Annotated in this window: 24 protein-coding genes; 10 read left to right on the top strand and 14 right to left on the bottom strand. The window is 27.9% G+C overall.

The genetic code is table 11. The features are described 5' to 3' along the window. Positions 1-25: 25 nt before the first annotated feature. The 13 genes from hpf to yajC all read right to left on the bottom strand — a co-directional run bounded on the left by hpf (position 26) and on the right by yajC (position 14090). The gene (hpf, locus tag FPD38_RS01205; protein WP_147554978.1) at positions 26-544 is read right to left on the bottom strand and encodes a ribosome hibernation-promoting factor, HPF/YfiA family; all 519 of its coding nucleotides are present in this window, start codon (positions 542-544) and stop codon (positions 26-28) included. A 76-nt stretch (positions 545-620) separates the two neighbouring features. Next, entirely contained in the window at positions 621-1301 is a 681-nt protein-coding gene (locus FPD38_RS01200; protein WP_147554977.1) for an endonuclease III domain-containing protein, read from the bottom strand. Continuing rightward, positions 1298-4234, bottom strand: a complete 2937-nt coding sequence (gene mfd / locus FPD38_RS01195) for a transcription-repair coupling factor (RefSeq protein WP_147554976.1) — start codon at positions 4232-4234, stop codon at positions 1298-1300. The genes FPD38_RS01200 and mfd overlap by 4 nt, the downstream gene beginning before the upstream one ends. Further along, positions 4224-4628 (bottom strand): bactofilin family protein, encoded by a 405-nt coding sequence (locus FPD38_RS01190; RefSeq protein WP_147554975.1) that lies wholly within the window; start codon positions 4626-4628, stop codon positions 4224-4226. The genes mfd and FPD38_RS01190 overlap by 11 nt, the downstream gene beginning before the upstream one ends. Further along, entirely contained in the window at positions 4556-5467 is a 912-nt protein-coding gene (locus FPD38_RS01185) for a M23 family metallopeptidase (protein ID WP_187153079.1), read from the bottom strand. The genes FPD38_RS01190 and FPD38_RS01185 overlap by 73 nt, the downstream gene beginning before the upstream one ends. After that, complete coding sequence (locus FPD38_RS01180; RefSeq protein ID WP_147554973.1) at positions 5454-6623, bottom strand: Mur ligase family protein; 1170 nt, start codon at positions 6621-6623, stop codon at positions 5454-5456. Before FPD38_RS01180 ends, FPD38_RS01185 begins: the two co-directional genes overlap by 14 nt. Further along, positions 6620-7993, bottom strand: coding sequence for a nucleotidyl cyclase domain-containing protein (locus tag FPD38_RS01175; RefSeq protein WP_147554972.1), 1374 nt, complete (start codon positions 7991-7993; stop codon positions 6620-6622). Before FPD38_RS01175 ends, FPD38_RS01180 begins: the two co-directional genes overlap by 4 nt. A 2-nt stretch (positions 7994-7995) precedes the next feature. Next, on the bottom strand, positions 7996-8493 hold the full coding sequence (gene lptE, locus FPD38_RS01170; protein WP_147554971.1) for an LPS assembly lipoprotein LptE: 498 nt from the start codon (positions 8491-8493) through the stop codon (positions 7996-7998). Then, complete coding sequence (gene leuS / locus FPD38_RS01165; RefSeq protein ID WP_147554970.1) at positions 8490-10916, bottom strand: leucine--tRNA ligase; 2427 nt, start codon at positions 10914-10916, stop codon at positions 8490-8492. The genes lptE and leuS overlap by 4 nt, the downstream gene beginning before the upstream one ends. An 8-nt stretch (positions 10917-10924) precedes the next feature. After that, positions 10925-11269: a DUF6394 family protein gene (locus FPD38_RS01160; RefSeq protein ID WP_147555106.1), complete on the bottom strand. Its 345-nt coding sequence runs from the start codon at positions 11267-11269 to the stop codon at positions 10925-10927. Position 11270: 1 nt separating this feature from the next. After that, the gene (secF, locus tag FPD38_RS01155) at positions 11271-12242 is read right to left on the bottom strand and encodes a protein translocase subunit SecF (RefSeq protein WP_147554969.1); all 972 of its coding nucleotides are present in this window, start codon (positions 12240-12242) and stop codon (positions 11271-11273) included. Beyond that, positions 12242-13822, bottom strand: coding sequence for a protein translocase subunit SecD (secD, locus tag FPD38_RS01150; RefSeq protein ID WP_147554968.1), 1581 nt, complete (start codon positions 13820-13822; stop codon positions 12242-12244). The genes secF and secD overlap by 1 nt, the downstream gene beginning before the upstream one ends. Further along, positions 13815-14090, bottom strand: coding sequence for a preprotein translocase subunit YajC (gene yajC / locus FPD38_RS01145; protein ID WP_147554967.1), 276 nt, complete (start codon positions 14088-14090; stop codon positions 13815-13817). Before yajC ends, secD begins: the two co-directional genes overlap by 8 nt. Between yajC and FPD38_RS01140 the strand changes: the two genes are divergently transcribed. Continuing rightward, on the top strand, positions 14060-15373 hold the full coding sequence (locus tag FPD38_RS01140) for an apolipoprotein N-acyltransferase (protein WP_147554966.1): 1314 nt from the start codon (positions 14060-14062) through the stop codon (positions 15371-15373). The two genes, yajC and FPD38_RS01140, sit on opposite strands and share 31 nt — an antisense overlap. 16 nt (positions 15374-15389) lie before the next feature. Here the strand turns inward: FPD38_RS01140 and metK are convergent, their stop codons facing one another. Beyond that, positions 15390-16583, bottom strand: coding sequence for a methionine adenosyltransferase (gene metK / locus FPD38_RS01135; RefSeq protein WP_147554965.1), 1194 nt, complete (start codon positions 16581-16583; stop codon positions 15390-15392). Positions 16584-16715: 132 nt separating this feature from the next. Between metK and sstT the strand changes: the two genes are divergently transcribed. The 9 genes from sstT to smpB are packed head-to-tail and all read left to right on the top strand — an operon-like array spanning position 16716 to position 25295. Further along, positions 16716-17942 carry a serine/threonine transporter SstT gene (gene sstT / locus FPD38_RS01130; RefSeq protein ID WP_147554964.1) on the top strand — a complete coding sequence of 409 codons (1227 nt, stop codon included), beginning with the start codon at positions 16716-16718 and terminating at the stop codon, positions 17940-17942. A gap of 9 nt (positions 17943-17951) precedes the next feature. Next, entirely contained in the window at positions 17952-18830 is an 879-nt protein-coding gene (locus FPD38_RS01125) for an aspartate carbamoyltransferase catalytic subunit (RefSeq protein ID WP_147554963.1), read from the top strand. 3 nt (positions 18831-18833) lie between these two features. Further along, complete coding sequence (locus tag FPD38_RS01120; protein WP_147554962.1) at positions 18834-20558, top strand: M3 family oligoendopeptidase; 1725 nt, start codon at positions 18834-18836, stop codon at positions 20556-20558. After that, positions 20548-20994, top strand: coding sequence for a hypothetical protein (locus tag FPD38_RS01115; RefSeq protein WP_147554961.1), 447 nt, complete (start codon positions 20548-20550; stop codon positions 20992-20994). Before FPD38_RS01120 ends, FPD38_RS01115 begins: the two co-directional genes overlap by 11 nt. Further along, complete coding sequence (locus tag FPD38_RS01110; protein WP_147554960.1) at positions 20991-23054, top strand: ATP-dependent helicase; 2064 nt, start codon at positions 20991-20993, stop codon at positions 23052-23054. The genes FPD38_RS01115 and FPD38_RS01110 overlap by 4 nt, the downstream gene beginning before the upstream one ends. Then, the gene (locus FPD38_RS01105; RefSeq protein WP_147554959.1) at positions 23051-23869 is read left to right on the top strand and encodes a pseudouridine synthase family protein; all 819 of its coding nucleotides are present in this window, start codon (positions 23051-23053) and stop codon (positions 23867-23869) included. Before FPD38_RS01110 ends, FPD38_RS01105 begins: the two co-directional genes overlap by 4 nt. Then, positions 23863-24090 (top strand): carbon storage regulator CsrA, encoded by a 228-nt coding sequence (csrA, locus tag FPD38_RS01100; RefSeq protein ID WP_039665764.1) that lies wholly within the window; start codon positions 23863-23865, stop codon positions 24088-24090. Before FPD38_RS01105 ends, csrA begins: the two co-directional genes overlap by 7 nt. Further along, a complete protein-coding gene (locus FPD38_RS01095; RefSeq protein WP_147554958.1) occupies positions 24087-24842 on the top strand; it encodes a 4-(cytidine 5'-diphospho)-2-C-methyl-D-erythritol kinase in 756 nt (251 codons plus the stop codon). The genes csrA and FPD38_RS01095 overlap by 4 nt, the downstream gene beginning before the upstream one ends. Next, complete coding sequence (gene smpB / locus FPD38_RS01090) at positions 24843-25295, top strand: SsrA-binding protein SmpB (RefSeq protein WP_147554957.1); 453 nt, start codon at positions 24843-24845, stop codon at positions 25293-25295. Positions 25296-25298 lie beyond the last annotated feature (3 nt).

The raw sequence follows: 25298 nt of genomic DNA, 5'->3' as shown, positions 1-25298 counted from the left end.
CTAGCCTCAAAAAAGGCTAGATTTTTTAAAATAAACCAAATTTTCCATCTTTTTTCTTAAATAAAACTCTCATTTTAGCATCCATATCATTAAATACTAAAAATATATCTTTACTTGCTTTTAATTTCTCCAAAGCTTCATCAATCTCTAAAGGTTTATAAAGCTCAAGCTCCATAGAAACGATTTCATCCTCATCCACTATACTAGGTAAGGCAAAATTTTGTTTTATTTCATCTTGATGTTTATGGGTAATATTTTTATCATGCAATCTTCGTAAAACTTTAGAAATTCTATCAATTGCCAAATCTATAGCTGCATATAAATCTTTATCTTTTTGTTTTACTACAACGGTATTAATTCCTGCTAAATTGATACTAAATTCAGCCCAAAATCCTTTTTTTCCATGTCTCTCATCTGCACTTATAACACAACGAGCAGAAATTACATCAAGATTGTATTTAGCTAATACATCAAAACTTTTTTCAATATATTCTTTAATAGACTCTGTAAGCTCAAATTGCTTTCCGACTATACTTGTATTCATCACTTCTCCTTTTTTTGAAGTTAAATACATTATAGCACTTTAAAAGTAAAGATAAAAAATTAAATAAATAATAAATTTAAATTAATAAAGGCTTTAATATCCTTTGACCATTATCTGAGAGTTTTTTTCCTTGAAAATGTTCTTTACAAAAATAAACAATCATCGCATGAAAAATTTGGTAAAGCTCAAAAAGTTCATATTGTTTTTGTAGTAATTTATTTAAATAATCTTGGTTTGCTGCTATATCTTGTCTTAAAAATTCATTTAAACTTTCATAATTATCTAGTTCATATCCCAAATAATATGTAATTTTTGCACTATAATTATCCACAACTAAAATCTCACGCTTGCAAACATAATTTAAAATTCCATCCACGCTTTCATTACCCAAGCCTTTAATTTTTAAAAGCCATTGTCTATTTACTTGTATTTTAAATTCATTTAAAGATTCATAATCATTAAAAAATTTTTGAGTAAAATTTTTAATATATTTTGCTTTGGTATTGTAAAAACCACTAGGTTTTATTAAAAGTGCTAGAGTTTGGGTGTCTAAATTTTGCAAATCTTCAAGTTTAGTAATATTTGCATTTTTTAAATTTTCTAAAGCTTTTAAAACATTTTTCCAATTTGTATTTTGGGTTAAAATTGTAGAAATTAAAATTTCAAATTCACTTAAATTACTATTTGATAACCATTCAAAATCTTGAAATTTTACATTTGCTAGTATAAAAGTTTTAAAAATTTCATATCCACTCATGATACATTTTTCCTAAGATGGGTAAGTATAGTTTCGATAATATCATCATCGTCTTTGCTTCTAGCTTTAATCACTTCTTTGCTCTCATCATCTTTTACAAAACAAATATTTTGTTCAAAATTACTAATAGTTTTATAGTTTTTACTAGCTAAAATTTTAATTATTATTAAATCTAAAAATTGTTTAGTATAAATGTCTAATTTTCCAAAGCGATCATTCATTTCGCCTTCTATCTCATACACTTCATTTACACTGGTACATTTACTAAGTCTTCTATAAAGCTCTAATCGCAAACGATCTTCACTAATATAATCACTATTTATAAAAGCATTGATATTTAATTTTAAATCAATTTTTTTCTCTTTAATAATCTCATTTTTACTTAGCTTATTAATTTCATCTTCAAGCATTTTAAGATACAAACTATAGCCAATTTGCTCTATATGCCCACTTTGATCCACGCCTAATAAATTCCCACCACCTCGAATTTCTAAATCATGATAAGCTAAAATTGATCCTGAGCCTAAAAAAGAATTACTTTCTAAACTAGCAAGTCTTTTTAGAGAATCTTTAGTGATTTTTTCTTTATCTTCAATTAAAAAATAACAATATCCTTGTTTAAAACTACGCCCTACTCGCCCTCTTAATTGATGCAAATCAGCCATACCAAAACGATCTGAATTTTCAACTATAATGGTATTTGCATTTGCCAGATCAATACCACTTTCAACTATAGAAGTACAAAGCAATAAATCATATTCTTTGTTTTCAAATTTAAGCATTTGCTCTTCAGTGGTTTTAGCATCAATTTTAGAATGTAAAATTAAAATCTTTAAATCTGGAAATAAATTCAAAAGATATTTTTTACTTTCATTAATACTTGCTATGTGATTATGTATATAAAAAATTTGCCCTGCTCTTCTTAATTCTCTAGAAATTGCCTCTTTAATTAAAGCATCATTACTTTCTCTTACAAATGTTCTTACATCTAAACGATCTTGAGGTGGGGTTTGTAAAACACTATAAGATTTTACAGAGCTTAAAGCTTGATTTAAACTTCTTGGTATAGGTGTTGCTGACATTGAAAGAATATGAGAATTTTTACTAAGTTCTTTTAATTTTTCTTTTTGTTTTACGCCAAATTTATGCTCCTCATCAATCACAACTAAACCTAAATTTTCGCACTCTACACTTAAAAGCGAATGGGTACCAATTACCACGCATGGTTTTTTTTCTTTTAAAATTTGTAAAATTTGTTTTTTTTCTTTTGAGCTTGTAAAACGATCTAGTTTAAAAACATCAATTTCAAAAGAATCAAACCTTTTTTTTAAAGTTTTATAATGCTGTGAAGAAAGCAAGGTAGTAGGCACAAAAAATAATGCTGTAAAATTACTCTTAACACAAGTAAAAATAGCATTCATGGCAATTTCTGTTTTTCCAAAACCCACATCGCCACTTAATAATCTATCCATCACACGAGAACTTTTAAGATCTTGACTAATTTCTTTACATACTACTTCTTGATCTTTAGTGTATAAAAATCCTGCCTTGTTTATAAATTCATCTTGCAATTTTTCGGATATATTTAAAACTTTAGCTTTAATTAAAGCCCTAGCAGCAGCTAAAGAAACAATATTTGAAGCAATTGCAAAAAGTTTTTCTTTGAGTTTTTCTTTGAGTTTTAAAAAGGTTCCTTTTCCAAGTTTATCTAGCGCAGGCACACCGCTACTTGCACCTATATATTTATCAATCATATACAAATTTTCAACAGGCAAAAGCAATTTATCATTATTTAAATATCCCAAAGCTACAAATTCTTTTTGAGCACCGCTAATAATGATTTTTTCAAGTCCTAAAAATTTAGCTACGCCATAATCTTCATGCACTACATAATCACCCACTCTAAGCTCATCGATGATCAAACTTGCTTTTTTAATTTTTTTGTGTTTTTGTTTTTGATTAAGTGAGATAATCATATCATCTTGGGTAATTAAATTTAATCTAATATCGCTTATTTTTAAAGTAATATTTGAAGTTTTTTCTATATGCAAAGCCTTAAACAATACTTCATTTTTAGCCAAAATAAGAATTTTTTTATCTTTATGAAAGGAAAAAAAATCTTGGTTATAAACACTAATTAAATCTTTGCAAATTTTAGCTTGTGGTAAAACTTTTTGATTGACAATGCTAATATCTGCTTCAAAATCTTCAACTTGAAATTTTTTAATACTTACAAAATTTAAATTCAAATAATCATAAAAATCATCAATACACCAAAATCCTAAAGAATTAACATCATTAATAATACTTTGGCTTTCAAAATTTTGAATTTTTTCTTGCAAAATATCATATTGTTCTTGAGTAAAATTACCTAAAAAAGGGCAAATTTCTATACTAGATAATTCATTTGGTATAGATTTTTGCGTATTAATATCAAAATATCTAATACTTTCTATCTCATCTGAAAATAATAAAATTCTATAAGGTTGTTCTTCATTAATAGCAAAAATATCGATAATTTCACCGCGAATAGAAACTTCGCCTTTATCTTGAACTATATCTACAAATTCGTATCCACTATGCAAAATATCTTCTTTAAATTTTTCTAATCTAATGAGAGAATTCTTCTTTAAAGCTATATTTTTAAGATTATTTTTCCCAGGTAATTTTTGTAAAATAGTTCTAATTGGAGAAATTAAAATTTTTTTATGGATTTCTTTATGGTATGAATTTAAAACTTTGCAAATCTCAAATAATTCTTTTGAAAAGGAACGCAAATCACTTCCAAAATGCGCTCTAAAGTCAGGTAAAATAAAAGTTTTAAAATCCAAATACAAGCAAACTTGAGCTAGTTCATCTGCTTCTTTATCATCTTCACAAATTATAAGTTCAGTTTGATTTGCTTGTAAAAATTCATATAAATTAGCTTGCATTTTGTGATTTTTCTTCTATTACATTGACCATTGTTGTTTCTTCATCTTTTTCTATGATTTTACTACTTCCGTTAAATTTACCACCATTTTCTATACTAAGTTGCTTTACAACGATATTTCCATTTAAAATACCACCTGATAAAATTTCTAAAGAATCAACACTCATCTCACCTTCAAAAAAACCATTAATAACAATTTTATTAGCCTTTACTTGTCCTTTTAAAACACCACTTTTACCTATAACAATCACATTAGATGAATGCACTACTCCTGTGATTTCTCCATCTAAATGAAGCATAGAATCAAAATAAAAATTTCCCTCTATTCTTGCACCGCTTGAAATGACTGTAGTTTCGGATACTGAAGCAATAGGGCCTTTATTAAAGATTGCCATGGAACTCTCCTTTCTTGTTCAAAAATTTGTTCATAATTTTTATAATTTAAATCTATAAAAATTTTTGGATCTAAAAGTTTATTGATAAATCTAACTTCATAATGCAAATGCGGACCAGTAGAAAGTCCAGTATTACCTGTATAGCCTAATAATTGTCCTTTTTTAACAAATTCTCCAGCTTTGACAACATCTTGGCGTGTCATATGAGCATACACAGTCTTAAAGCCAAAATTATGGATTAAAATCACAGAGTATCCATACCCATTATTACTATATGCAGCATATTCAACCACTCCATTTGCAGGAGCATAAATTGGTGTTTTTAAAGGCGCTCTTAAATCAATCCCAGGATGGAATTCTTTTTTATTTAAAATAGGATGATGGCGCCAACCAAAGTCTCCAGTAACACCATTATCAGCTATAACATGACCATTTGGAATTTGAGTTAAGAATAAATATGCTTGATCATTGGTTAATTTTACTTTTTCCAATCTTTCGGGTATATCTAAACTTTCATCTTGCTTTAAACCAAGATTGTCTTCAATATCAGCAAGTTGAGTTTGCAACTCATCATATAAGGCAGTTTTTTCTTCTAAATTTTTTTGCATACTTTCATTTTGAGAAAACAATTTAGTATTTTTTGCACTTAAAGTTTCTTGTTCTTTTAGAAGTTCTGATCTTTTGGTTGCTAAATAATTAATATACAAAGCACCTAAAACTATCACTATAAAAACAAAAGAAGTAAAATAAATAATCACTTTTTTAATAATTTGACTTAACAAAAAGTGTCTAGAACCATTAACATCTGTTATAGTAAGTGTAAATTTATCTTTCACGATGCCCTCTTAAAAAATTTTCAACTAACAAAAAAGAACCAAAAACTAAATACAAATTATCATTTTTTATATGATCGAATTTTTTATATTTAATACCCAATGTTCTTAAACTTTCAATCAATTTTTCTCCAGCTAAAGGTCTATTTCCAGTTTCATAATCATAAATTTCAACTATTTTTATAATAGGTTTTAAAGCTTTTAAAATACCATGAAAATCTTTATCCATAAAACAATTATAAACCAAATGAACTTTTTTTTCCTTGAAAATTGAAGCTAAAGCTAAAGCAGCCATTTCATTATGACCTACATCGACAAAAATATTGTCAGAAATTTGCTCACATCTCCCTTTTAAATCAAGCTTTGAAAGATTTTGAATACTTTTGATTAAACCAGCCTTATCTTTATTTAAAATTATCGAAAAGCTTTCCAATGCAAGCAATAAATTATCTTGCAAAAAATAAGCCAAATTATGTTTTTTAGTGTATTCTTGTGTGATATTTTTTAAATCTTTATCTTGAAAAAAAGAAGCAATTGTAAGTTTTGAATTTTTTAATAAAGCTATATGTTTAGCCAAATTTAAGACGATCAAATCTTGGTTAGATGAGATTATAGCCTTATATTTCATAGCTTTTAATTTAGTTCTTGCGATATTTTTGAGTGTTTTTCCAAGAAGCTCTTGATGATCAAAACCAATATTAGTAAAAATCGTAAGCTCTTTGTCAAAAATGCTCGTAGCATCATACTCACCACCAACCCCTGCTTCAAAAACTACATAATCACATTTTTCAAAGAGAACCAATGCCAAAAAAGTCGCATATTCAAAATAACTAAGTCTTGACAAATCTTGCTTCATTTTATCTTCTAAAATTTTATGTGCTTGCTCTAAGCTCTCATCATTTACTATAGCACCATTTAGCCAAAATCTTTCATTAAATTTAAATATATGAGGACTAGTATAATGACCTACTAAAAATCCCTCTTGTTTTAAAAGCATAGCTAAAAATCTACCTGTGCTTCCTTTGCCATTAGTGCCAATGATTTGGATATTTTTGGTTTTGCAAAATATATTTTTATATTTTTCATACATAGCAAACATAAAAAATCTACTGATTTTTTTATAAAATATTTCTTTTTTAGCAAGGGCTTGTTTAAATTTCATTGCATACTTTTATCGATTAATTCTTTTAATATATCTCCATCTGTAAAACTACTTTTTTCTATGTAAGATGTTGATAAATTTAACTTAACCACTTCATCTTTATAAATAAATTTATAATCATCTATCATTTTCAAAGCTTTTTGAGTAAAAATTTGTGCATATTCTAAATCCTTACCAGGAAGTATAATCAAATAAGAACTTTCATCTAAAATCCAAATTTCTTCTGTATTTTTACATAAGCTTTTTAAAACTTTTTTAAATTTTTCTCCAATTGTTTTAAAGCTATCAATTCCATAAGTATCAATAACTCGTTCAATATGATTAATTTTAAAAAAACACAAAGCATAATTAACCGCATATAAATGATAATTTTCATCTAGTTTTTTTAACTCTTGCGCTAAATTCCATTGCTCTCTTTGCTCATCATCACTTGTTGCATGAATTTGAGTTTTAATTTGAGCTACTTGTTCATTGGCTTGTAAAAGTTTTTCTTTTAAAACATCAAAATTAATTTGCACATTGCCATTTTCATCTTTAGTTAAAGTATTTATAAATTTAACATCTTCTTGAGTATTATCATAAAGTTTAGAAACCATTTGATTTAAATTTTCTAAATGCTTATTAAAGAAAGAAAGATTTTTTTGTATATAATTTCTATCTATAGTATCTTTTTTTTGTATCATCAAACAAAATTCATGGACAAATTCTTTTCTTGCAATTAATTTTGGATTTTCTTTTAATTGTTCTTTGAAATTATTTATCTCTTTGCTTTCTCCAAATAAAGGATCTAAAGCTATAAGTAGTAATTGTGCTTGTTTTTCATAAGAGCGTTCTTTTAATGCAAGGATTAATTTTTCCACCAAAGAGTGAAAATCTAAAAAATTTTTAATATTAAATTCATCAAGCTTTTTTAAAAGTTCATTATCTTCATAGTTTTTTTCAAGTTCTTTCCATTTTGCTCTTAAAAGATAAATAGTTTCAATATCCATTGCTTGCGATAAACGATGTAAGGAATTTTGAGCTAATTCTTTGATTTTTTTATCTTTACTTATGCTAAGTTGCTGGATAATTAATTCTAATAAAGCATACACATCTTCATATTTTCTACTAGTTTGCCTATTAAGTCTTGATACTAAAAATGCTAAAAATTCATCAATGGTGTGGATCTTTTTTTGTTTTAATTCTTGCTTGTATATATCATCTAATAAATTAATATACTTTTCAATTCTAATTTTACTTGAACTTGCTACACCTGATCTTTTAGCACATTCTTCAAAAATTTCACTATAATTTTCAGGAGTTGGATGGAGCTTTCTTTCTTTTAATTTTATCAGTGTTTCTTTTGCAATCTCATTAATATGACTTGCCATTTTTATTTATAACCTCTAATTGTTACAATAGAAACAAATTCATCAAAAGCTTGCCTTGATGCATTTTTAATTGCTTCAAATCTAGCTTGATCGCTAATAATCGAATTTGGATTTATATCAAAATAATAACTACCTTTAGTATTTACAAGTTCTTCTTTGCCATCTTTATAACGCAATTTAAACTCCAAAAACAATTCTGCTTTATAATTAACAACATAACCATTTTTATCATAAATCATAGGAGTAAATTTTAAATCTTTCATAGTAACAATAATTACACTATCAGCCTCACCTTCACTTGTAATGCTTCGTCCAAGTTTATTAAGCATTGATTCTCTTAAAACATCAGCAATATAAACACTATTTTGTGGATCTTGTTTACTGATATTGATTTGTAAAAATACATTTTTTCCTAATGTTTTTCCAGCCATATGAGAAGATGGAATATACCCGCAAGCTGTTAAAAACATAACTAAAAATGTAAAAAATATTTGCTTCATTTAACAACCAAATTTACAAGTTTTTTATCAATATAAATTTCTTTAAGCAACTCTTTATCAAAAATCCATTTTGAAACATTTTGCTTAGCCAAAGTTAAAATTTCATCTTTACTTGTTTGTGAAGAAATTTCAATTTCTCCTCTTTTTTTACCATTTACACTAATTGCTATGGTAAAACTATCTTTGATAAAAACTTCTTCTTTAATATCTAAAATTTTAAAATTTCCACATTTAAACAAATGCTCACTAAGTTCAAAGCAAACATGAGGGATAATAGGCTCTAAAATATTTAAAATAATATAAAAAGCTTCTTTTAATAATTTCTCATTTTGTATTTGACTTAAAGCATTTAATGCTTCCATACAAGAAGCAATTAAAGTATTAAAAGCAAAATTTCCCTCATAAACTTCAAAGGACTTTTTCAAAGCTTCATAAACTTTCATTCTTGCGTATTTTTCGTCTTTATTTAAATCACTATGAACTATATCTTCTAAATTTCCAGGGGTTAAATTTATAGCTCTTTCATAAAGTCTATTGATAAATTTAAATGCTCCTTCTAAAGCACTATCATTCCATTCTAATTCTTTAGCAGGCGGAGCTGCAAAAAGTATAAATAACCTTGCACTATCTGCTCCATATTTTTGGATGATATAATCAGGATCTACAACATTTCCTTTTGATTTGCTCATTTTAAAACCATCTTTAGTAACCATACCTTGAGTTAAAAGCCTACTAAATGGCTCATCATCCTTTAAATATCCTAAATCCCTTAAAGCTTTTTGGAAAAATCTAGCATAAAGTAGATGAAGTATCGCATGTTCTATACCACCAATATATTCATCAACACTCATCCAATAATCAACACTTTTTTTATCCACAGCTTTCTCTTGCCAAGTAACACTATCACTTGCAAAACGCGCAAAATACCAAGAACTTTCAAAAAAAGTATCTAAAGTATCGCTTTCTTTTTGGGCTTTTTTACCACATTTTGGACAAGTGCATTTTTTCCAATCCTCATGCTTATCAAGCGGATTACCCTCTCCATTGATCACTACATCTTCTGGTAAGGTAATGGGTAAATTTTTTATTTCTTGAGCTACTATACCACAATCTTGACATTTAATCATCGGTATAGGAGCACCCCAATATCTTTGCCTTGAAACTCCCCAATCGCGAATTTTAAAATTAGTAACCTTTTTACCAATTCCTAGTTCTTGCATTTTAGCAATAATCTTTTCTCTAGCTTCATTGCATTCTAAATTATCAAATTCAGCACTATTGATTAATCTTCCTTCTTTAATAGTATGACATTCTTTATCATTGTCATCTTTAAAGATTACTTTTTTTATATTAAGCTTATATTCTTGTGCAAATTCATAATCTCTTTCATCATGAGCTGGCACACTCATAACAGCCCCGCTACCATAATCACTTAAAACAAAATTAGCAACCCATAATGGAATTTTTTCTCCGCTTAAAGGATGAGTTGCATAAAGATTTAAAAAATACCCTTCTTTTTTTGAAGCTTGTCTTTGGCGAGGAGTTTGATTTTGTATATTTTGAATTTTTTCTATAACATCTTTTTCTAAAAGATTTTTTGCAATCAATTCATTAACAATTTCATGATCAGGCGCTAAAGCAATATAAGAAACTCCATATATAGTTTCTACTCTTGTGGTAAACACATTGACTTTTGTTGCGCTTATTCTCTCATCTTGTAAAGCAAAATCAAAGCTAAGTCCTTCGCTTTTGCCTATCCAATTTTCCTGCATTGTTAAAACTTGATTTGGCCATCTACCTTCTAATTTTTTAAGATCATTTAAAAGCTCATCTGCATAAGCAGTAATTTTAATGTAATATCCTGGCATTTTTTTTCTGACAACATCATGCCCGCAACGCCAACATTTTCCATCTTCTACTTGTTCATTTGCTAAAACTGTTTTATCATTTTCACACCAATTGACTTCAGCTTCTTTTGTATAAATTAATCCTTTTTCGTACATTTTTATAAAAATTTCTTGTTCAAATTTAGTATATAAAGGATCAGAAGTAGCTAGCATTTGTTTATTGGAAAATGAAAAACCTAGTGAAAATAATTCTTTTTTCATATAATCAATATTTTCATAAGTCCATTTTTTAGGATGAATTCCATGTTTTATCGCGGCATTTTCAGCAGGCATACCAAAACTATCAAAGCCTATTGGATGTAATACATTGTATCCTTTTTTTCTATAATATCTAGCAATAGCATCTCCAATGGAATAGTTTCTAACATGACCCATATGAATTCTACCACTAGGATAAGGAAACATAGATAATACATATTTTTTAGGTAAAGAAAAATCATTTTTAGGCTCAAAATACGCACTATCTTGCCATTTTTGCTGCCATTTTTTTTCTATTTTTGCTGCTTCATATGCCATTTTTTCTCCTAATTATCATCCTCTATATTTTTAACAGAATCTACTATAACTAAAATCATAGAAAATATATTAGCCAATAATGCGCCTATTGCTAAAGTATAAACCATAACACTTGCTTCTGGATTGATTTGGGTTATCGCAAAAGCAGGAATTAGATGCAAATCCGCAACCAAAGAACTAGCAAATAATTCAGCTGCTAAGAAATTTCTAACACCAATTTTTAATAAAGTAGAAATCAAATTCACACAAGCTGCAACAAACAATGCAACATCATTTTGATCATATAAAAAACCTGCTATTGTTGTTAAGCTCATTAGAGCAAAAAAGATATAAATAACCTTACCCCAATTCATCTTAAACTCTTCCTTTTTCATACATAGATCTTAGTTTTTCTTTCTCTTGTCTTTTTTTGATTTTCTCTAATTCTTTTTGGCGGTACTGCGCAACACTAAATTTAAACCATAAAAGTGCTGGACTTGCTACAAATATAGAACTAGCAGTTCCTGCTACAATACCTACTATCATAGTTAGTGCAAAACCTTCTATCATACTTCCACCAAAAAAATACAAAACTACAACCGTAATCAAAGTCAAACCCGTAGTAAGTGTTGTTCTTGATAAAGTTGCAGATACTGATTCATTTATAATCAAATCAAGTTTTGAATTTTTACTTGTCTTAATACCTTCTCTAATTCTATCAAAAATAATAATAGTATCATTTAAAGAGTATCCAAGCACTGTTAAGACTGCTGCTAAAATATCTAAATTTACATCTATTTCAAATAATGCTATAGCACCTAAAGTGATCACAATATCATGAATTTCACAAACTATTGAAGCCATCGCAAAACGCCATTCAAATCTAATAGCAAGATAAATCAATATAGCAATCAAAGAAATACCTACTGCCATTAAACCTTTATTTCTTAATTCATCTCCAACTTTTGGTCCCACTATATCCACACGACGCACTTCAAATTTACCCGTATCTTGCAGTAAATTCGCTATACTAAGTCCAATATCAGAACCCAAACTATCACTGCTTCCAGAAAAACGAATGATTATTTCATTTTCACTGCCAAATTCAGTAACGCTTGCACCTTTTAACGCTTCATTGTTAAATAATGCTTGTCTAATATCTGCAATAGGAGCTTTTTGTTCATATTGTAATTGGACTAATGTTCCACCAGTAAAATCTATACCAAAATTTAACCCTTTGGTAAATAAAATAAAAATTGAACTAAAAAATAAAATAAAAGATATAGAGATTGCCCCAAATCTCATTTTCATAAAATCATAAACATGCTTTTGACTAAAAAATTGCATCAAGGTCTCCTATATCCAAACCACAATCTTGTGTTGTCGCTTTTTTCCATTCGGTTCATAAACATTTCAAACATTCCATGAGTTCCTATAATAGAAGTAATCATTGAAACCAAAATTCCTATGCTTAAAGTTACCGCAAAACCTTTTACAGCACCAGTTCCATATGCATATAAAACTATAGAAGTAATGAGTGAAGTAATATTTGCATCTAAAATAGCACTCATTGCATGTTTATATCCACCTTCTACACTTTGCCTTATACTTAAACCTTCTCTTAACAATTCTCTTATTCTTTCATTGATGATAACATTAGAATCCACAGCCATTCCCACTGTTAAAACAAGTCCGGCCATACCAGGTAAAGTAAGTGTAGCTCCAAACATTGCCATCACTGCAATAATCATCAAAATATTTGCGACCAAAGCAATATTAGCAAAAATCCCTGCTATACCATAATACATAACCATAAAAGCTATCACTAAAATAGAAGCTCCAGCTAAAGCAATCATGCTCATTTTTATACTATCAGCCCCTAAAGATGGTCCAACACTTCTTTTTTCAAGCATTTTCACAGGAGCCAAAAGCGCACCACTTCTTAAGGCAATAGCCACATCATGTGCTTCTTCTATAGTAAAACTACCGCTAATTTGGCCACTACCCCCGCCTATTCTCTCATTGATTCTTGGAGCTGAATACACCTTATTATCTAAAACTATAGCTAAGCGTTTTCCTACATTATTTCCTGTATAATCTCCAAATTTTTTAGCACCTTCTGAATTTAAAGTAAAATTAATGACAGGTAAATTATTGCTTTGTCCAAAACCTACTTTTGCATCCGTTAACATAGAACCATCAAGAATTGGGATAGATTTAACAAGATATTTTATTTGTGGATTTTTGACATCTTCTATAATCAAATCTCCATATTCAGCTGCTTGTGATGGAGTAAGGTTATTTACTTGATCTATTCTTACATCATCTACTTCCATTAATTGCAAATGTGCAGCTTTTGCAATAAGCTCTCTAGCTCTTACTTCATCTGTAGCTGTTTTTATACCTGGAAGTTCGACTAAAATTTTATCTTCTCCAGATCTTGCAACATTTGGTTCTGCAAGACCAAACTGATCAAGTCTATTTCTAATAGTCTCAACTGCTTGTAATATAGCTTGTTCATGAGTAAGTTTAATTTCTTCTTGTGTTAAAGATATTTTATAATGGAAATTTTGATGATTGATTGCTAAACCCTTAATATCTTTTAATAATAAGTCGATTTTAGGTGCATCATTTTCATCTAAAAGAGAAAATTCTATACTATCATCATTAATCTTAATCTTATCAACAATAATATCTTCTTTATTAATAGAATAGCTAAGCGAAGAAGCAATCGATTTAATTTTAGATTTAACCGCTTCATCGACTTCAACGCCTAATAACATATACAAACCACCTTGCAAATCAAGGCCTAAATTTATCTTAGTTCCATTTTGGGTTTGCATAAAAGAAGGTATAGAAAAAATTAATCCTACAAGAAAAACTATAAGAAAAATAATACTTCTATAAGTAATTTTTCCACTACGCATCAATTTTCTTTGCTATAAAATCTCTAGAAATTTTAACAATTACATTTTCATCATTAAGCTTAACTTTGATAAAATCCTCTTCTGGTTTTACCACTTCGCAGATTATCCCACCGCTAGTGATGATTTTATCACCTTTTTCTAAAGATGAAACCATTAGCTTATGATCTTTTGCTTGTTTTTGTTGTGGTCTAATAACCAAAAAATAAAAAATTGCAAAAAGTACAATGAGAGGCAACAATGAAGTCCAAATATTTCCGTTTTCTGCCATTTCTTCCCCTTTTTTTAAAATTCATAAACTCTAATTCTACCATTTTTAAAATAATAAAAGCCTTTTTTTCTGCGCTTTTAATTTCAAATTGTATTTATTTTTCTTTTTTTGAAAATTTATTTTTAGAATTTATTAGTCCTTTTTTGAGTATTTATGGATTAGTGTTACTACTAAGAAGTAAAAATAAAATGTCTTACTTCTTCACTGGATTTTTCATAGGAATTTTGTGGTTTTGGTGGATTGGCTTATCTTTAATTTACTTTAATCTTTCATATTTAATTCCAATTGAAATTTTAATTATTGGAATTGTCTATGGTTTTTTATTTTTCATATGTTATTTTTTAAAATTTGATTTTTTAAGACTTTGTGGGATATTTTTATTAAGCTTTATACACCCACTTGGTTTTGATTGGCTAAATTGGGGAATTTTAAGCATTTATGGTGTTTTTGAAGCAAGCTATAAAGGAGTAATTGTCATATTTTTAATAGCTTATTTTTACTATGAAGGATATATTTCAAGATATTATAAAATGGCTATTATTTTAATACTTATTTTAATAGGTGCTCAATATGAACAAAAATATGCTCAAGATATAAATTTAAATTATAAATTAGTACAAACTAATATTTCTCAAGATCAAAAATTTATTCAAGAAAATTTACAAGCACATTCTAATATGATTATCGACGAAATTTTAAAAGCTATAAAAGAAAAAAAAGAACTAATTATTTTTCCAGAAACTGCATTTGCATTTGCGTTAAATAAAAGTCCATATTACATACAAGCATTAAAAGAATTATCACATAAAATCATCATTATAGTAGGAGCAATTAGCACAACTGCTACTAATACCTACAACAGCACTTATGTTTTTAACAATGGTGATATAGAAATTTTTAACAAATATTATCTAGTTCCTTTTGGCGAAGAAATTCCTATTTTAAAAAATTTATTTAAGAAATATTTTTATGATTTAGATGAATTTTCAAAAGGTGAAAAACTAAATCAATACTCTTTAAATAACAAAATCATAACTAATGCAATATGCTATGAAGCAACAAAAGAAAAACTATATCAAAATTCTAATATCATTATAGCCATATCAAACAATGCTTGGTTTAATCACTCAAGCCAATATAAACTTCAAAATCTTTTATTAAAATTTTATGCAAACAATTATAATGTAAATATTTATCATGCAACAAATGGAAAAGAAAGTATGGTGATTAAGCCTAAAGAAATATTGCTATTAAAAATAAAAGAAAAATTTTTAAACAAATGAAGCCTAAGGCTTCGTTTTATAAAGATTTAAATTCATCCACTGCATCAAGTTTTTCCCAAGGATAATCAGCTTGTCCTACTTGACCACGAGCAGCAACATCTGCATATAAAAATGTATCTTTGCTTGGTTTATCAAGATTAAATTTATTTTTAATCCAATTTGGAGTTAATGGAAAAGTTTTCATTACAAAATCACTTAAAATATCATCATTTAATCTGGTATTTGTACCCATGCAATCAACACTTACAGAAGTTGGTTTTGCAACACCTATAGCATATGAAAGTTGAACTATACATTTTTTAGCAAGCCCTGCTGCTACTATATTTTTAGCAAGCCATCTTGCAGCATACAATCCACTTCTATCAACCTTTGTGTAATCTTTACTAGATTGAGCTCCACCGCCTATTGGAGCATATCCACCAAAACTATCTACTATAAGCTTTCTTCCTGTTAAACCACTATCGTGTAAAGAGCTGTGATTTACATATTTTCCAGTTGGATTTATCAAAATTCTTGTTTTTTCTAGGCAAAAAAGCTCTTTTGGCAAATTTGTATCTAAAATTAACTTCATTATCAAAGCTCTTAAATCTTCTATTTTCATACTTTCTACACAAGGAGCTGAAACTACTATAGTATGAATACTTTGAGGTTTGCAGTTTTCGAAATTTTCTTTAGTTACATAATCAATAGTAACTTGAGTTTTAATATCTACCCCAAGCTCATGAGGATTTTTTTTAGCATATGAATAAACTTTATCACAAAGCATTCTTGCATAAGATATCGCAGCTGGCATGTATTCGTTTGCTTCATTACTTGCAAAACCAAACATTATACCTTGATCTCCTGCTCCTATTTCTCCATCTTCTTGATCAACGCCTTGGTTTATATCAGGACTTTGCTCATTTAAAAAAACCATAACATCTAGATCATCAGGATGCAAGCATTGTTTTTTACTAAAATGCGGATGACCATCATACCCAATTCCTGCCAAAGCTTTTTTTACTATACTCTCATAATCTTTTTTTTCTAATTTGTGTTTAGATTTAATTTCCCCACCAATTACAACCTTATTACCTGCAACAAAAACCTCACTTGCAACCCTAGAATCTTTGTCATTTTCTAAAAAAGCATCAACTATAGAATCAGCTATAATATCAGCACATTTATCAGGATGACCAGCACTAACAACCTCTGAAGTAAATAAATACATTGTTTTCCTTATAAAAATTTCAATTTTACAAAGCACTTATTTTAACAAAATTTAACTTAAAAATCAAAAACTTTAAGCTTTACTTTGATAGAATAAACTATATTCAAGTAAGCAAAACAACAAAGGTTTTAAATGAATTTATTCTCTTGTATAATCAAGCGCTATAAAGATGGAAATTTAATTTTACAAATTTGTATAGGTATAATTTTAGGAATAGTAATTGGTTTAATATCAAAAGATTTAGCTGTTTTTGCAAGTATATTTGGAAATTTATTCACAGGAGCTTTAAAAGCTATTGCTCCAATTTTAGTATTTATTTTAATCTTAACCACAATTTGCACTAAAGAATTCAATCATGGAAGTTCTAAAATCAAACATATTATTTTATTATATATTTTTGGTACTTTTTTGGCTTCATTAAGTGCTGTTAGTATTAGTTTTATTTTCCCTGTTGAACTTGTATTAACTGATATTCAAAAAGCTTCTAGCTCTACTCCAGCTAATATCAATGAAGCTTTTAAAACTTTGTTATTTCAAATGGTGGATAATCCTATACATGCTTTATCTTCTGGAAATTATTTAAGTATTTTAGTTTGGGCTATAGGTGGAGGTTTTGCTCTAAGACATTGTTCTAATCAAGCCAAACAAATTTTTACAGATATAAACGAAGGGGTTTTAAAAATAGTTAAATTTATAGTCAAACTTGCTCCTTTTGGGATATTTGGACTTGTTGCTAATTCTGTAGCTCAAACTGGAGCAGATGGCTTGTTAAGTTATGTAAAATTACTTATTGTTTTAGTAGTAACTATGTTTTTTGTTGCTTTTGTGATTAATGCTTTGATTGTATTTTTATACACTAAAAAAAATCCTTATCCTTTAATTTTTATTTGCCTAAAACATAGTGCCGTATTTGCATTTTTTACTAGGAGTTCTGCTGCAAATATACCTGTAAATATGGCACTTTGCTCTAAATTAAATATTAATAATAGTCTTTATAGTATCTCTATTCCTTTGGGAGCTACTATTAATATGGCTGGAGCAGCCGTTACTATAGCTATATTAAGCTTGGCCGCAGCTCATACTGTAGGTATTGAAATAAATTTTTTACAAGCTATTTTGTTAAGTATTTTAGCAACTTTTGCAGCATGTGGTGCTAGTGGAGTAGCTGGAGGATCACTTCTTTTAATACCTCTTGCTTGTTCATTATTTAATATTGATTATAATATTGCCATGCAAGTAGTTGCTGTTGGATTTATCATAGGAGTTATTCAAGATAGCGTAGAAACTGCTCTTAACAGCTCTACAGATGTTTTATTTAGTGCTATTTGTTCTGATAATGAGCTAAATTTAAAAATTTAAGGAGTTCTCATGAGGCATTTAATTACCACAAAAGATTTCAGTAATGATGAAATTTTAGAACTTTTTAAACACACTAAAGAATATTTAGATGAAAAAGAACGCGATGATTTAAAAGACAAAAGTGTTACAACTATATTTTTTGAAAATTCTACACGAACCCAATCAAGCTTTGAAACAGCAGCACGAAGATTGGGAGCAAAGGTGTTAAAATTAGATGTTTCAAGAAGCAGTTCTAGCAAAGGCGAAACTCTTTTTGATACAGCAGCAAATCTTGATGCTATGGCTCCTAGTGCAATAATAATAAGACATAAAAATTCAGGAGTACCTCATGCTCTTGCAAACTATACTCATTGTCCTATTATAAATGGAGGAGATGGAAAACACGCTCATCCAACCCAAGCTTTGCTTGATCTTTTTACCATAATGGAACATTTTAATTATGATGTTATTGGAAAAAAAATTGCCATAGTTGGAGATATTAAAAATTCCAGAGTCGCAGCTTCAAATTTAGAATTACTTCCTAGATTTGGCATAGATATTTCTTTGATTGCTCCACCTCATTTTATGCCAAATTATCCTATAAAAAAATTTTACAAATTAAAAGATGTGATTGATGATGTTGATATTATTATGAGTCTTAGAACTCAAACTGAAAGACACAATGTCCCAACTTATGCTTCATTGCAAGATTATGCTAATGATTTTTGCATCACTAAAGAGCTTATAAAAGATAAAAATATTATCATTTTACACCCTGGACCTGTGCATCGTAATATCGACATTAGCGATGAAGTCATAGCTGATAAACGCTCAAAGGTTCTTGCACAAGTAAAAAATGGAGTTGCTATAAGAATGGCTGTATTAAAAAAATTAATTTTAGAAAGATAAATTATGCAAAATTGGGATTTAAATGTTTTATTTAAAAACGAACAAGAATTAAATTCATATCTAGATCAAACAAAGAAAGAAGTACAAATTTTTAGACAAACTTACGAAAATAAACTTTCTACTTTAAATAATGAAAATTTTTTAGCAAGTTTGCAAGAATATGAAAATTTAATTTTAAAAATTTCTCATATTTTAACCTTTGCTTATCTAAATTTTGCCCAAGATACCACCAAAGGTTCATTTTATGCTAAATATGAAAATTTATGCAAAAAAATAGAAGAAAATCTGCTTTTTTTTGAATTAGAATTTTGCCAATTAGACAAAGAAAAAAATCAAAAATTGATAGAATTTTGCAAAGATTATGCTTTTTATCTAAATAATCTCATCAAACATAAAAAACACAACCTTTCTCAAAAAGAAGAAAGAATCATATTGCGTTTATCAAATACTGGAGCTAATGCTTTTTCAAGATTATTTGATGAAACTTTTAGTGCATTAAAATTTAAATTTGAAGGCAAAAAACTTAGCGAAGAAGAGATTTTAAGTAAGCTTTATGATGCTAATAAAAGCGTTAGAAAAAAAGCTGCAAAAAGTTTTAGTAAAGTCTTAAAAAAACAAAACAAACTTTTAGTTTATATATTTAATATGATCAAAACTGAACTTGCAAGTATTTGCGAATTAAGATCTTATGAAAGCCCTGAAACTCCAAGGCACATCAAAAATCAAATTTCAAAAAAAAGCGTTGATGCTCTTATTATGGCGGCTGAAAATTCTTTTGATTTGGTTGCTAAATTTTATAATGCTAAGAAAAAAATTCTTGGCTATACAAAGTTAAAAGATTATGATAGATATGCTCCAATAGGAAAAGATATGAGCGTAGAATTTGATAAAGCAAAAGATATAATCTTAAAAGCTTTTAATGGATTTTCTCCAGCATTTTATAATATTACCAATAAAGCTTTTAACGACGGATGGATTGATGTTTACCCAAAAGAATTTAAACAAAGTGGAGCTTTTTCTCACTCAAGCACCCCGCTAAGCCATCCTTATATATTGCTAAATTATACCAATCAAAGACGCGATCTTTTTACCTTAGCTCATGAGCTTGGACACAGCATTCATCAACAACTTTCTTATAAAGTTAGTTTTTTAAATCAAGATACACCACTAACTACAGCTGAAACTGCATCTGTGTTTGCCGAAATGTTAATTTTTGATTATATAAAAGACAATTTAAACAAAGAAGAGCTTTTATCCTTATATGCAGCAAAGATTGAAGATATTTTTGCTACCTTGTATAGGCAAATTAATTTTACTACTTTTGAAAGAAGATTTCATGCCACTCAAGGTGAACTAAGCGCAGAAGAATTAAGTAAAATTTGGATAGAAGAATCCCAAAAAATGTTTAAAGATAGCGTTGAGTTAAGTAAAAATTATGCTTTATGGTATTCTTATATACCTCATTTTATCCATTCTCCATTTTACTGCTATGCTTATGCATATGCTCAACTTTTAGTGCTTGCTTTATATGGTTTATATAAAAGTAAAAAATGTGAAAATTTCGTTGAGCTTTATATCGAGTTTTTAAGTAGCGGTGGTAGTAAAAGTCCAAAAGAGTTAGTATCTATGTTTGGTTTTGATATAGAAAGTGATGAATTTTGGAATATAGGTTTAGAGCAAGTTAAAATTTTAGTGGATGAATTTTTAAGGTTAAGTGATGATAGATAAAATTTTAAATGATAAAAATTTCATTGATTTAATGGAAAAAAGTATATATGAATGTTTGCAAATTTTAATCACACAAGATATAGAATTTAGCATACTTGTAAATACAAAATTTGTGACTTTAGAGCCTGCTTTACCACAAGATCTTGATGTGGTAAGTAAAAATCCATATTGTGTTTTTGCACTAGGAGGATATACTTTTAAGTCTATAAAATTAAACAAAGAAAATATGGAATTTCACGCAGGATTTGGGCCAGATGATTTTGCTACATTTGTTAAAGTTGATTTAGGTGCAATAGCTCAAATTCAAGTAGAAGATAATATCATTTTTGTAAATTTTTCTAATTATTTTAAAAAGAAAAACGAAAACAAACTTAAAGAAAAATCTATGAATGCTTTTTTAAATAATCCACAAAATAAAGATTTACTAAAAAGATGAATTTATTAGAAGGCTTAAACCAAAGTCAAAAAGAAGCCATATTGCATACAGATGGTGCGATGCTAATACTTGCAGGCGCAGGAAGTGGTAAAACAAAAACAATTACAACTAGACTTGCTTATTTGATTGATCAAGTAGGAATTCCAGCCCATCACACCCTTACACTCACCTTTACAAACAAAGCTGCTAATGTAATGAAAAATAGAGCTTTAGCTTTAATTAAAAATGAAAATTTACAAACCCCTTTGCTTTGTACTTTTCATAAATTTGGACTTTTATTTTTAAGATTATATAGCGAAAGAATTTCAAGAGCTAATAATTTTGTAATCATAGATAGTGATGATAAGAAAAAAATTCTAAAAGACTTAACCAATGAAAATTTAAAAAGTTCATTAGCTACCATAGGAGCTTATATATCTAATTTTAAAAATCAAAGCAAAAGTGCCCAAGAAATTCAAAAAGAACTTGAATTTTTAAAAGATGAAAAAAGCAAAAATTATGAAGAAATTATACACACTTACGAGCAATATGAAAATTTTTTAATACAAAATAATTTCATGGATTTTGATGATTTATTAATGCTCACAAATAAAATTTTAGAAGATGAAGAATTTGCTAAAGAACAAAGTAAAAAATATGCTTATATAACCGTGGATGAATACCAAGATACTAATGCTTTACAATATCAAATTTTAAAAAAATTATGCTCAAGTCATGAAAATATTTGCGTTGTTGGAGACGATGATCAAAGTATTTATGGATGGCGTGGAGCTAAAATAGAAAATATCTTAAATTTCCAAGAGCAATTTTGCAATGTAAAACTTATCAAATTAGAACAAAATTATCGCTCTACTAATGCTATCTTACAAGCTGCAAACGAACTTATAGAGCATAATAGAAAAAGATTAGGTAAAACACTAATTTGCACAAAAGATAAAGGCGAAGAGATAGAAGTCTTACAAAATGATGATGAAAAAATAGAAAGTTTTAAAATAGCAAAGGAAGTTTTTAAACTTTTAAAATCCAATATCAACCCAAGTCAAATTGCTATACTTTATAGAGTCAATGCTCTTTCTCGTGCCTTAGAAGAAGCTTTTAGTAAAGAAAAAATTCCTTTTAAATTGCTAAGTGGAATTAGATTTTATGAAAGAGCAGAAATTAAAGATATCATTTCTTATTTAAGATTGTTATCTAATTTTAATGATGATTATTCTTTTAAACGCATCATTAATAGACCTAAAAGAAATTTTGGTAATGCGACTTTACAAAAATTACAAGATTATGCTTTAAATAATAATTTATCATTATTTGAAGCACTTTATGCTTTAGTTGGCAATGGATTTTTTACTAAAAAAACAGACAATGAAGTAGAAAAATTCATACTAAGTATGCACAAACTCAAAGAAAAAGAAAATTTATTAGAAATCGTCACTTCTTTAGAAAATGAATTTAAATTTAAAGAATTTTATAAAGACAATCCCGAAGGAGAAGACAAACTCCTAAACATAGATGAATTTTATGCGAATTTAAAAGATAAAATTTCTCATGGAAATTATTCTAATTTAGATGATATTTTAAATGAGATTTCATTATTAAACGAACAAGATGGCTTAGATCAAGAAAGTATTTGCATTATGAGTATCCATGCTAGCAAAGGACTTGAATTTGATTATGTGTTTATAGTGGGATTAGAAGAAGGTTTTTTTCCACTTACTAGCGAATCAAGCAACATAGAAGAAGAAAGAAGACTTGCTTATGTAGCCATTACAAGAGCAAAGAAGAAGTTGTATTTAAGCTATGCAAATTCAAGATTTCATAAAGGCAGCAGGACAAAACTAGATAAAAGTAGATTTTTAGGTGAAAGTAATGTAATCAAAAAAGAATTAACTTTTGATAATAATCAAAAATCTTACAAAAAAGGTGATCTAATAAAGCATAAAATTTTTGGCATAGGAAGAATTACAAGTGTGAGCAAATTAAATAATGAAGAAAAATTAACTATAAATTTTGGCGGAATTGAAAGAATGATAATGTCAAGTTTTGTGGAAAAAATCATATGAATAAACTTTTTGTAGCTTATAAGCCAAGCGGATTAAGTTCTAATGCTTTTTTAACCAAACTTAAGAAAAAATACAAAAATAAAAAAGCAGGTTTTTCAGGAACTTTAGATCCTTTTGCAAAAGGTGTTTTATTAATCGCTTTTGATCAATACACAAAATTATTTCGATTTTTTAACAAAAGTCCTAAAATTTACAAAGCCACGCTTTGGCTTGGAGTGCATTCTAAAAGCTTGGATAATCAAAATATCGAACAAATTTCACTCATAAAAGCTTTTGATCTTTCAAAATTACAAAAAATACAAAATGAACTTTTAGGCAAAATCGATTACACTCCTCCAGTATATTGTGCAAAAAAAATTAATGGTATAAGATCATATGAGTTAGCAAAAAAAGGTCTTCAAAGCAATCTAAAAACAACTCAAATGGAAATTTTTCACTCAAAAATTTTACATTATAATCATCCTTTTTTAACTATGGAAATTTCAGTTAGTGAAGGTGGATACATTAGATCTTATTGTGAGTTATTTGCAAGAAAATTAAATATTAATGCGACTTTAAGTTCCTTAGAAAGACTCAAAGAGGGAGATTTTTTTTATGAAAATGAAAAAGAATTAAATGCATTAGATTATTTAAATCTTAGAAAAAATACGATAAAATACCCACAAAAATTACACAATGGACAAAAAATCTTTTTAGACGATTTAGAAATTCAAGAAGAAGGTTGCTACCTCTTAGAAGAAGCTGATTTTTTTTCTATTATAAATATTAAAAATAATCAAGTAGAGTATTATTTAAATAAGGTTTTAAAATGTTAATTTTATCAAGAAAAGAAAATGAAAGCATACAAATTGGCGATGATATAGAAATAAAAATAGTCCAAACAGGAAAAGGCTATGCTAAAATAGGCATTGAAGCTCCAAAAACTTTAATGATTTTAAGAAAAGAATTAATCGAGCAAGTTAAAAGTGAAAATTTACACTCTATTAGCGATGAAAATATCAAACTTGATGATCTAAGCAAAAAGCTTAAAAAATGAGAGCTTACGCAAAGGCAAATATTTTTTTAAAAATTACTGGATTTGATTTAAGATCATACCATTTAATCTCTTCTCGTTTTATACTTTTAAAGCATTTATATGATGAGTTAAGTTTTAGTGATGAAAAATACAAAGATGGTTTTGAAATTATAGGAAATTTTAATCAAGATACCATCATACACAAAGCTTACCAAGAACTTGAAAATTTAGGGTTTAAAAACGAGCTTGGTGAATTTTTTAAACACAAAAGCTTAAAATTAATCAAAAATATCCCTATAGGCGGTGGCCTTGGAGGTAGTAGCACAGATGCTGTGACATTTTTACTTATGATAAATGAAGAGTTAAATTTAAAATTATCTAAGCAAACATTAAAACAAATTTGTCACAATCTAGGATCGGATTTGATCTTTTTTTTACATGGCTATGAAAGCGCAAATGTCAGCGGATGTGGAGAGATTATAAAAGAATTTGAAGATGATTTGCCTTTATTAAATTTTACTTTTCCATCTTTTTCTTGCTCAAGTGCTGAAGTTTATAAAAGTTTTGATGAGCTAAAATATAATTTAGATGAAAATTTACAATTAGCCAAAAAATTCACTCATTTAAAAACTACTCAATTGTTAGAATTTGAAAATACCGCACTAAATGATTTGTTTGCTCCTTGTGTAAAAATTTATCCTAAAATGCAAGAATTTTTTTCTCAAGGGTATTTTTTAAGTGGAAGTGGAAGCAGTGTTTTTAAGGTTTTATAGATGAAAAAAATCATTGTTAAAAACAAAAAAGCCTTTCATGATTATGAAATTTTAGAGAAATTTGAAGCTGGTATAGTTTTAAAAGGCTCAGAAGTAGTAGCCTTAAGAGCATCTAGAGCAAATTTAAAAGACTCTTTTGTGCGTATAATCAAAGGAGAAATTTTCTTGCTTAATGCTCATATTTCCCACTTAAATACAACACATGCTTTTTACAAACACGAAGAAAAAGGAGCAAGAAAGCTTTTAATGCATAAAAAGCAAATTGACAAACTTTTTGGGAAAATCAGCACCCAAGGTTTTACCATTGTGCCAATAGAGCTTTATTTTAATGAAAAAAATAAAGTCAAAGCTTTAATAGCTCTTGCAAAGGGAAAAAATTTACATGACAAAAGAGAAGCTTTAAAGAAAAAACAAGCCGATCTTGAAGCAAGAGCTGCAATGAAAAATTATTAGATA

Origin of the sequence: Campylobacter volucris, from assembly GCF_008011665.1 — a bacterium.
In the GTDB taxonomy this organism is placed as follows: domain Bacteria; phylum Campylobacterota; class Campylobacteria; order Campylobacterales; family Campylobacteraceae; genus Campylobacter_D; species Campylobacter_D volucris_A.
The sequence above is the reverse complement of the archived record's forward strand: the minus strand, read 5'-3'. Positions and strand labels throughout refer to the sequence as shown.

What these genes read in the sequence shown, in the direction of transcription:
- secF (WP_147554969.1), bottom strand. Translation starts at nt 12,242, where the DNA reads ATGCAATTTTTTAGTCAAAAGCATGTTTATGATTTTATGAAAATGAGA.
- secD (WP_147554968.1), bottom strand. Translation starts at nt 13,822, where the DNA reads ATGCGTAGTGGAAAAATTACTTATAGAAGTATTATTTTTCTTATAGTT.
- metK (WP_147554965.1), bottom strand. Translation starts at nt 16,583, where the DNA reads ATGTATTTATTTACTTCAGAGGTTGTTAGTGCTGGTCATCCTGATAAA.
- FPD38_RS01095 (WP_147554958.1), top strand. Translation starts at nt 24,087, where the DNA reads ATGAGAGCTTACGCAAAGGCAAATATTTTTTTAAAAATTACTGGATTT.
- smpB (WP_147554957.1), top strand. Translation starts at nt 24,843, where the DNA reads ATGAAAAAAATCATTGTTAAAAACAAAAAAGCCTTTCATGATTATGAA.
- csrA (WP_039665764.1), top strand. Translation starts at nt 23,863, where the DNA reads ATGTTAATTTTATCAAGAAAAGAAAATGAAAGCATACAAATTGGCGAT.
- lptE (WP_147554971.1), bottom strand. Translation starts at nt 8,493, where the DNA reads ATGAAGCAAATATTTTTTACATTTTTAGTTATGTTTTTAACAGCTTGC.
- FPD38_RS01200 (WP_147554977.1), bottom strand. Translation starts at nt 1,301, where the DNA reads ATGAGTGGATATGAAATTTTTAAAACTTTTATACTAGCAAATGTAAAA.
- sstT (WP_147554964.1), top strand. Translation starts at nt 16,716, where the DNA reads ATGAATTTATTCTCTTGTATAATCAAGCGCTATAAAGATGGAAATTTA.
- FPD38_RS01115 (WP_147554961.1), top strand. Translation starts at nt 20,548, where the DNA reads ATGATAGATAAAATTTTAAATGATAAAAATTTCATTGATTTAATGGAA.
- mfd (WP_147554976.1), bottom strand. Translation starts at nt 4,234, where the DNA reads ATGCAAGCTAATTTATATGAATTTTTACAAGCAAATCAAACTGAACTT.
- FPD38_RS01125 (WP_147554963.1), top strand. Translation starts at nt 17,952, where the DNA reads ATGAGGCATTTAATTACCACAAAAGATTTCAGTAATGATGAAATTTTA.
- FPD38_RS01105 (WP_147554959.1), top strand. Translation starts at nt 23,051, where the DNA reads ATGAATAAACTTTTTGTAGCTTATAAGCCAAGCGGATTAAGTTCTAAT.
- FPD38_RS01160 (WP_147555106.1), bottom strand. Translation starts at nt 11,269, where the DNA reads ATGAATTGGGGTAAGGTTATTTATATCTTTTTTGCTCTAATGAGCTTA.
- FPD38_RS01190 (WP_147554975.1), bottom strand. Translation starts at nt 4,628, where the DNA reads ATGGCAATCTTTAATAAAGGCCCTATTGCTTCAGTATCCGAAACTACA.
- FPD38_RS01110 (WP_147554960.1), top strand. Translation starts at nt 20,991, where the DNA reads ATGAATTTATTAGAAGGCTTAAACCAAAGTCAAAAAGAAGCCATATTG.
- FPD38_RS01180 (WP_147554973.1), bottom strand. Translation starts at nt 6,623, where the DNA reads ATGAAATTTAAACAAGCCCTTGCTAAAAAAGAAATATTTTATAAAAAA.
- yajC (WP_147554967.1), bottom strand. Translation starts at nt 14,090, where the DNA reads ATGGCAGAAAACGGAAATATTTGGACTTCATTGTTGCCTCTCATTGTA.
- FPD38_RS01140 (WP_147554966.1), top strand. Translation starts at nt 14,060, where the DNA reads ATGAAGTCCAAATATTTCCGTTTTCTGCCATTTCTTCCCCTTTTTTTA.
- leuS (WP_147554970.1), bottom strand. Translation starts at nt 10,916, where the DNA reads ATGGCATATGAAGCAGCAAAAATAGAAAAAAAATGGCAGCAAAAATGG.
- hpf (WP_147554978.1), bottom strand. Translation starts at nt 544, where the DNA reads ATGAATACAAGTATAGTCGGAAAGCAATTTGAGCTTACAGAGTCTATT.
- FPD38_RS01120 (WP_147554962.1), top strand. Translation starts at nt 18,834, where the DNA reads ATGCAAAATTGGGATTTAAATGTTTTATTTAAAAACGAACAAGAATTA.
- FPD38_RS01175 (WP_147554972.1), bottom strand. Translation starts at nt 7,993, where the DNA reads ATGGCAAGTCATATTAATGAGATTGCAAAAGAAACACTGATAAAATTA.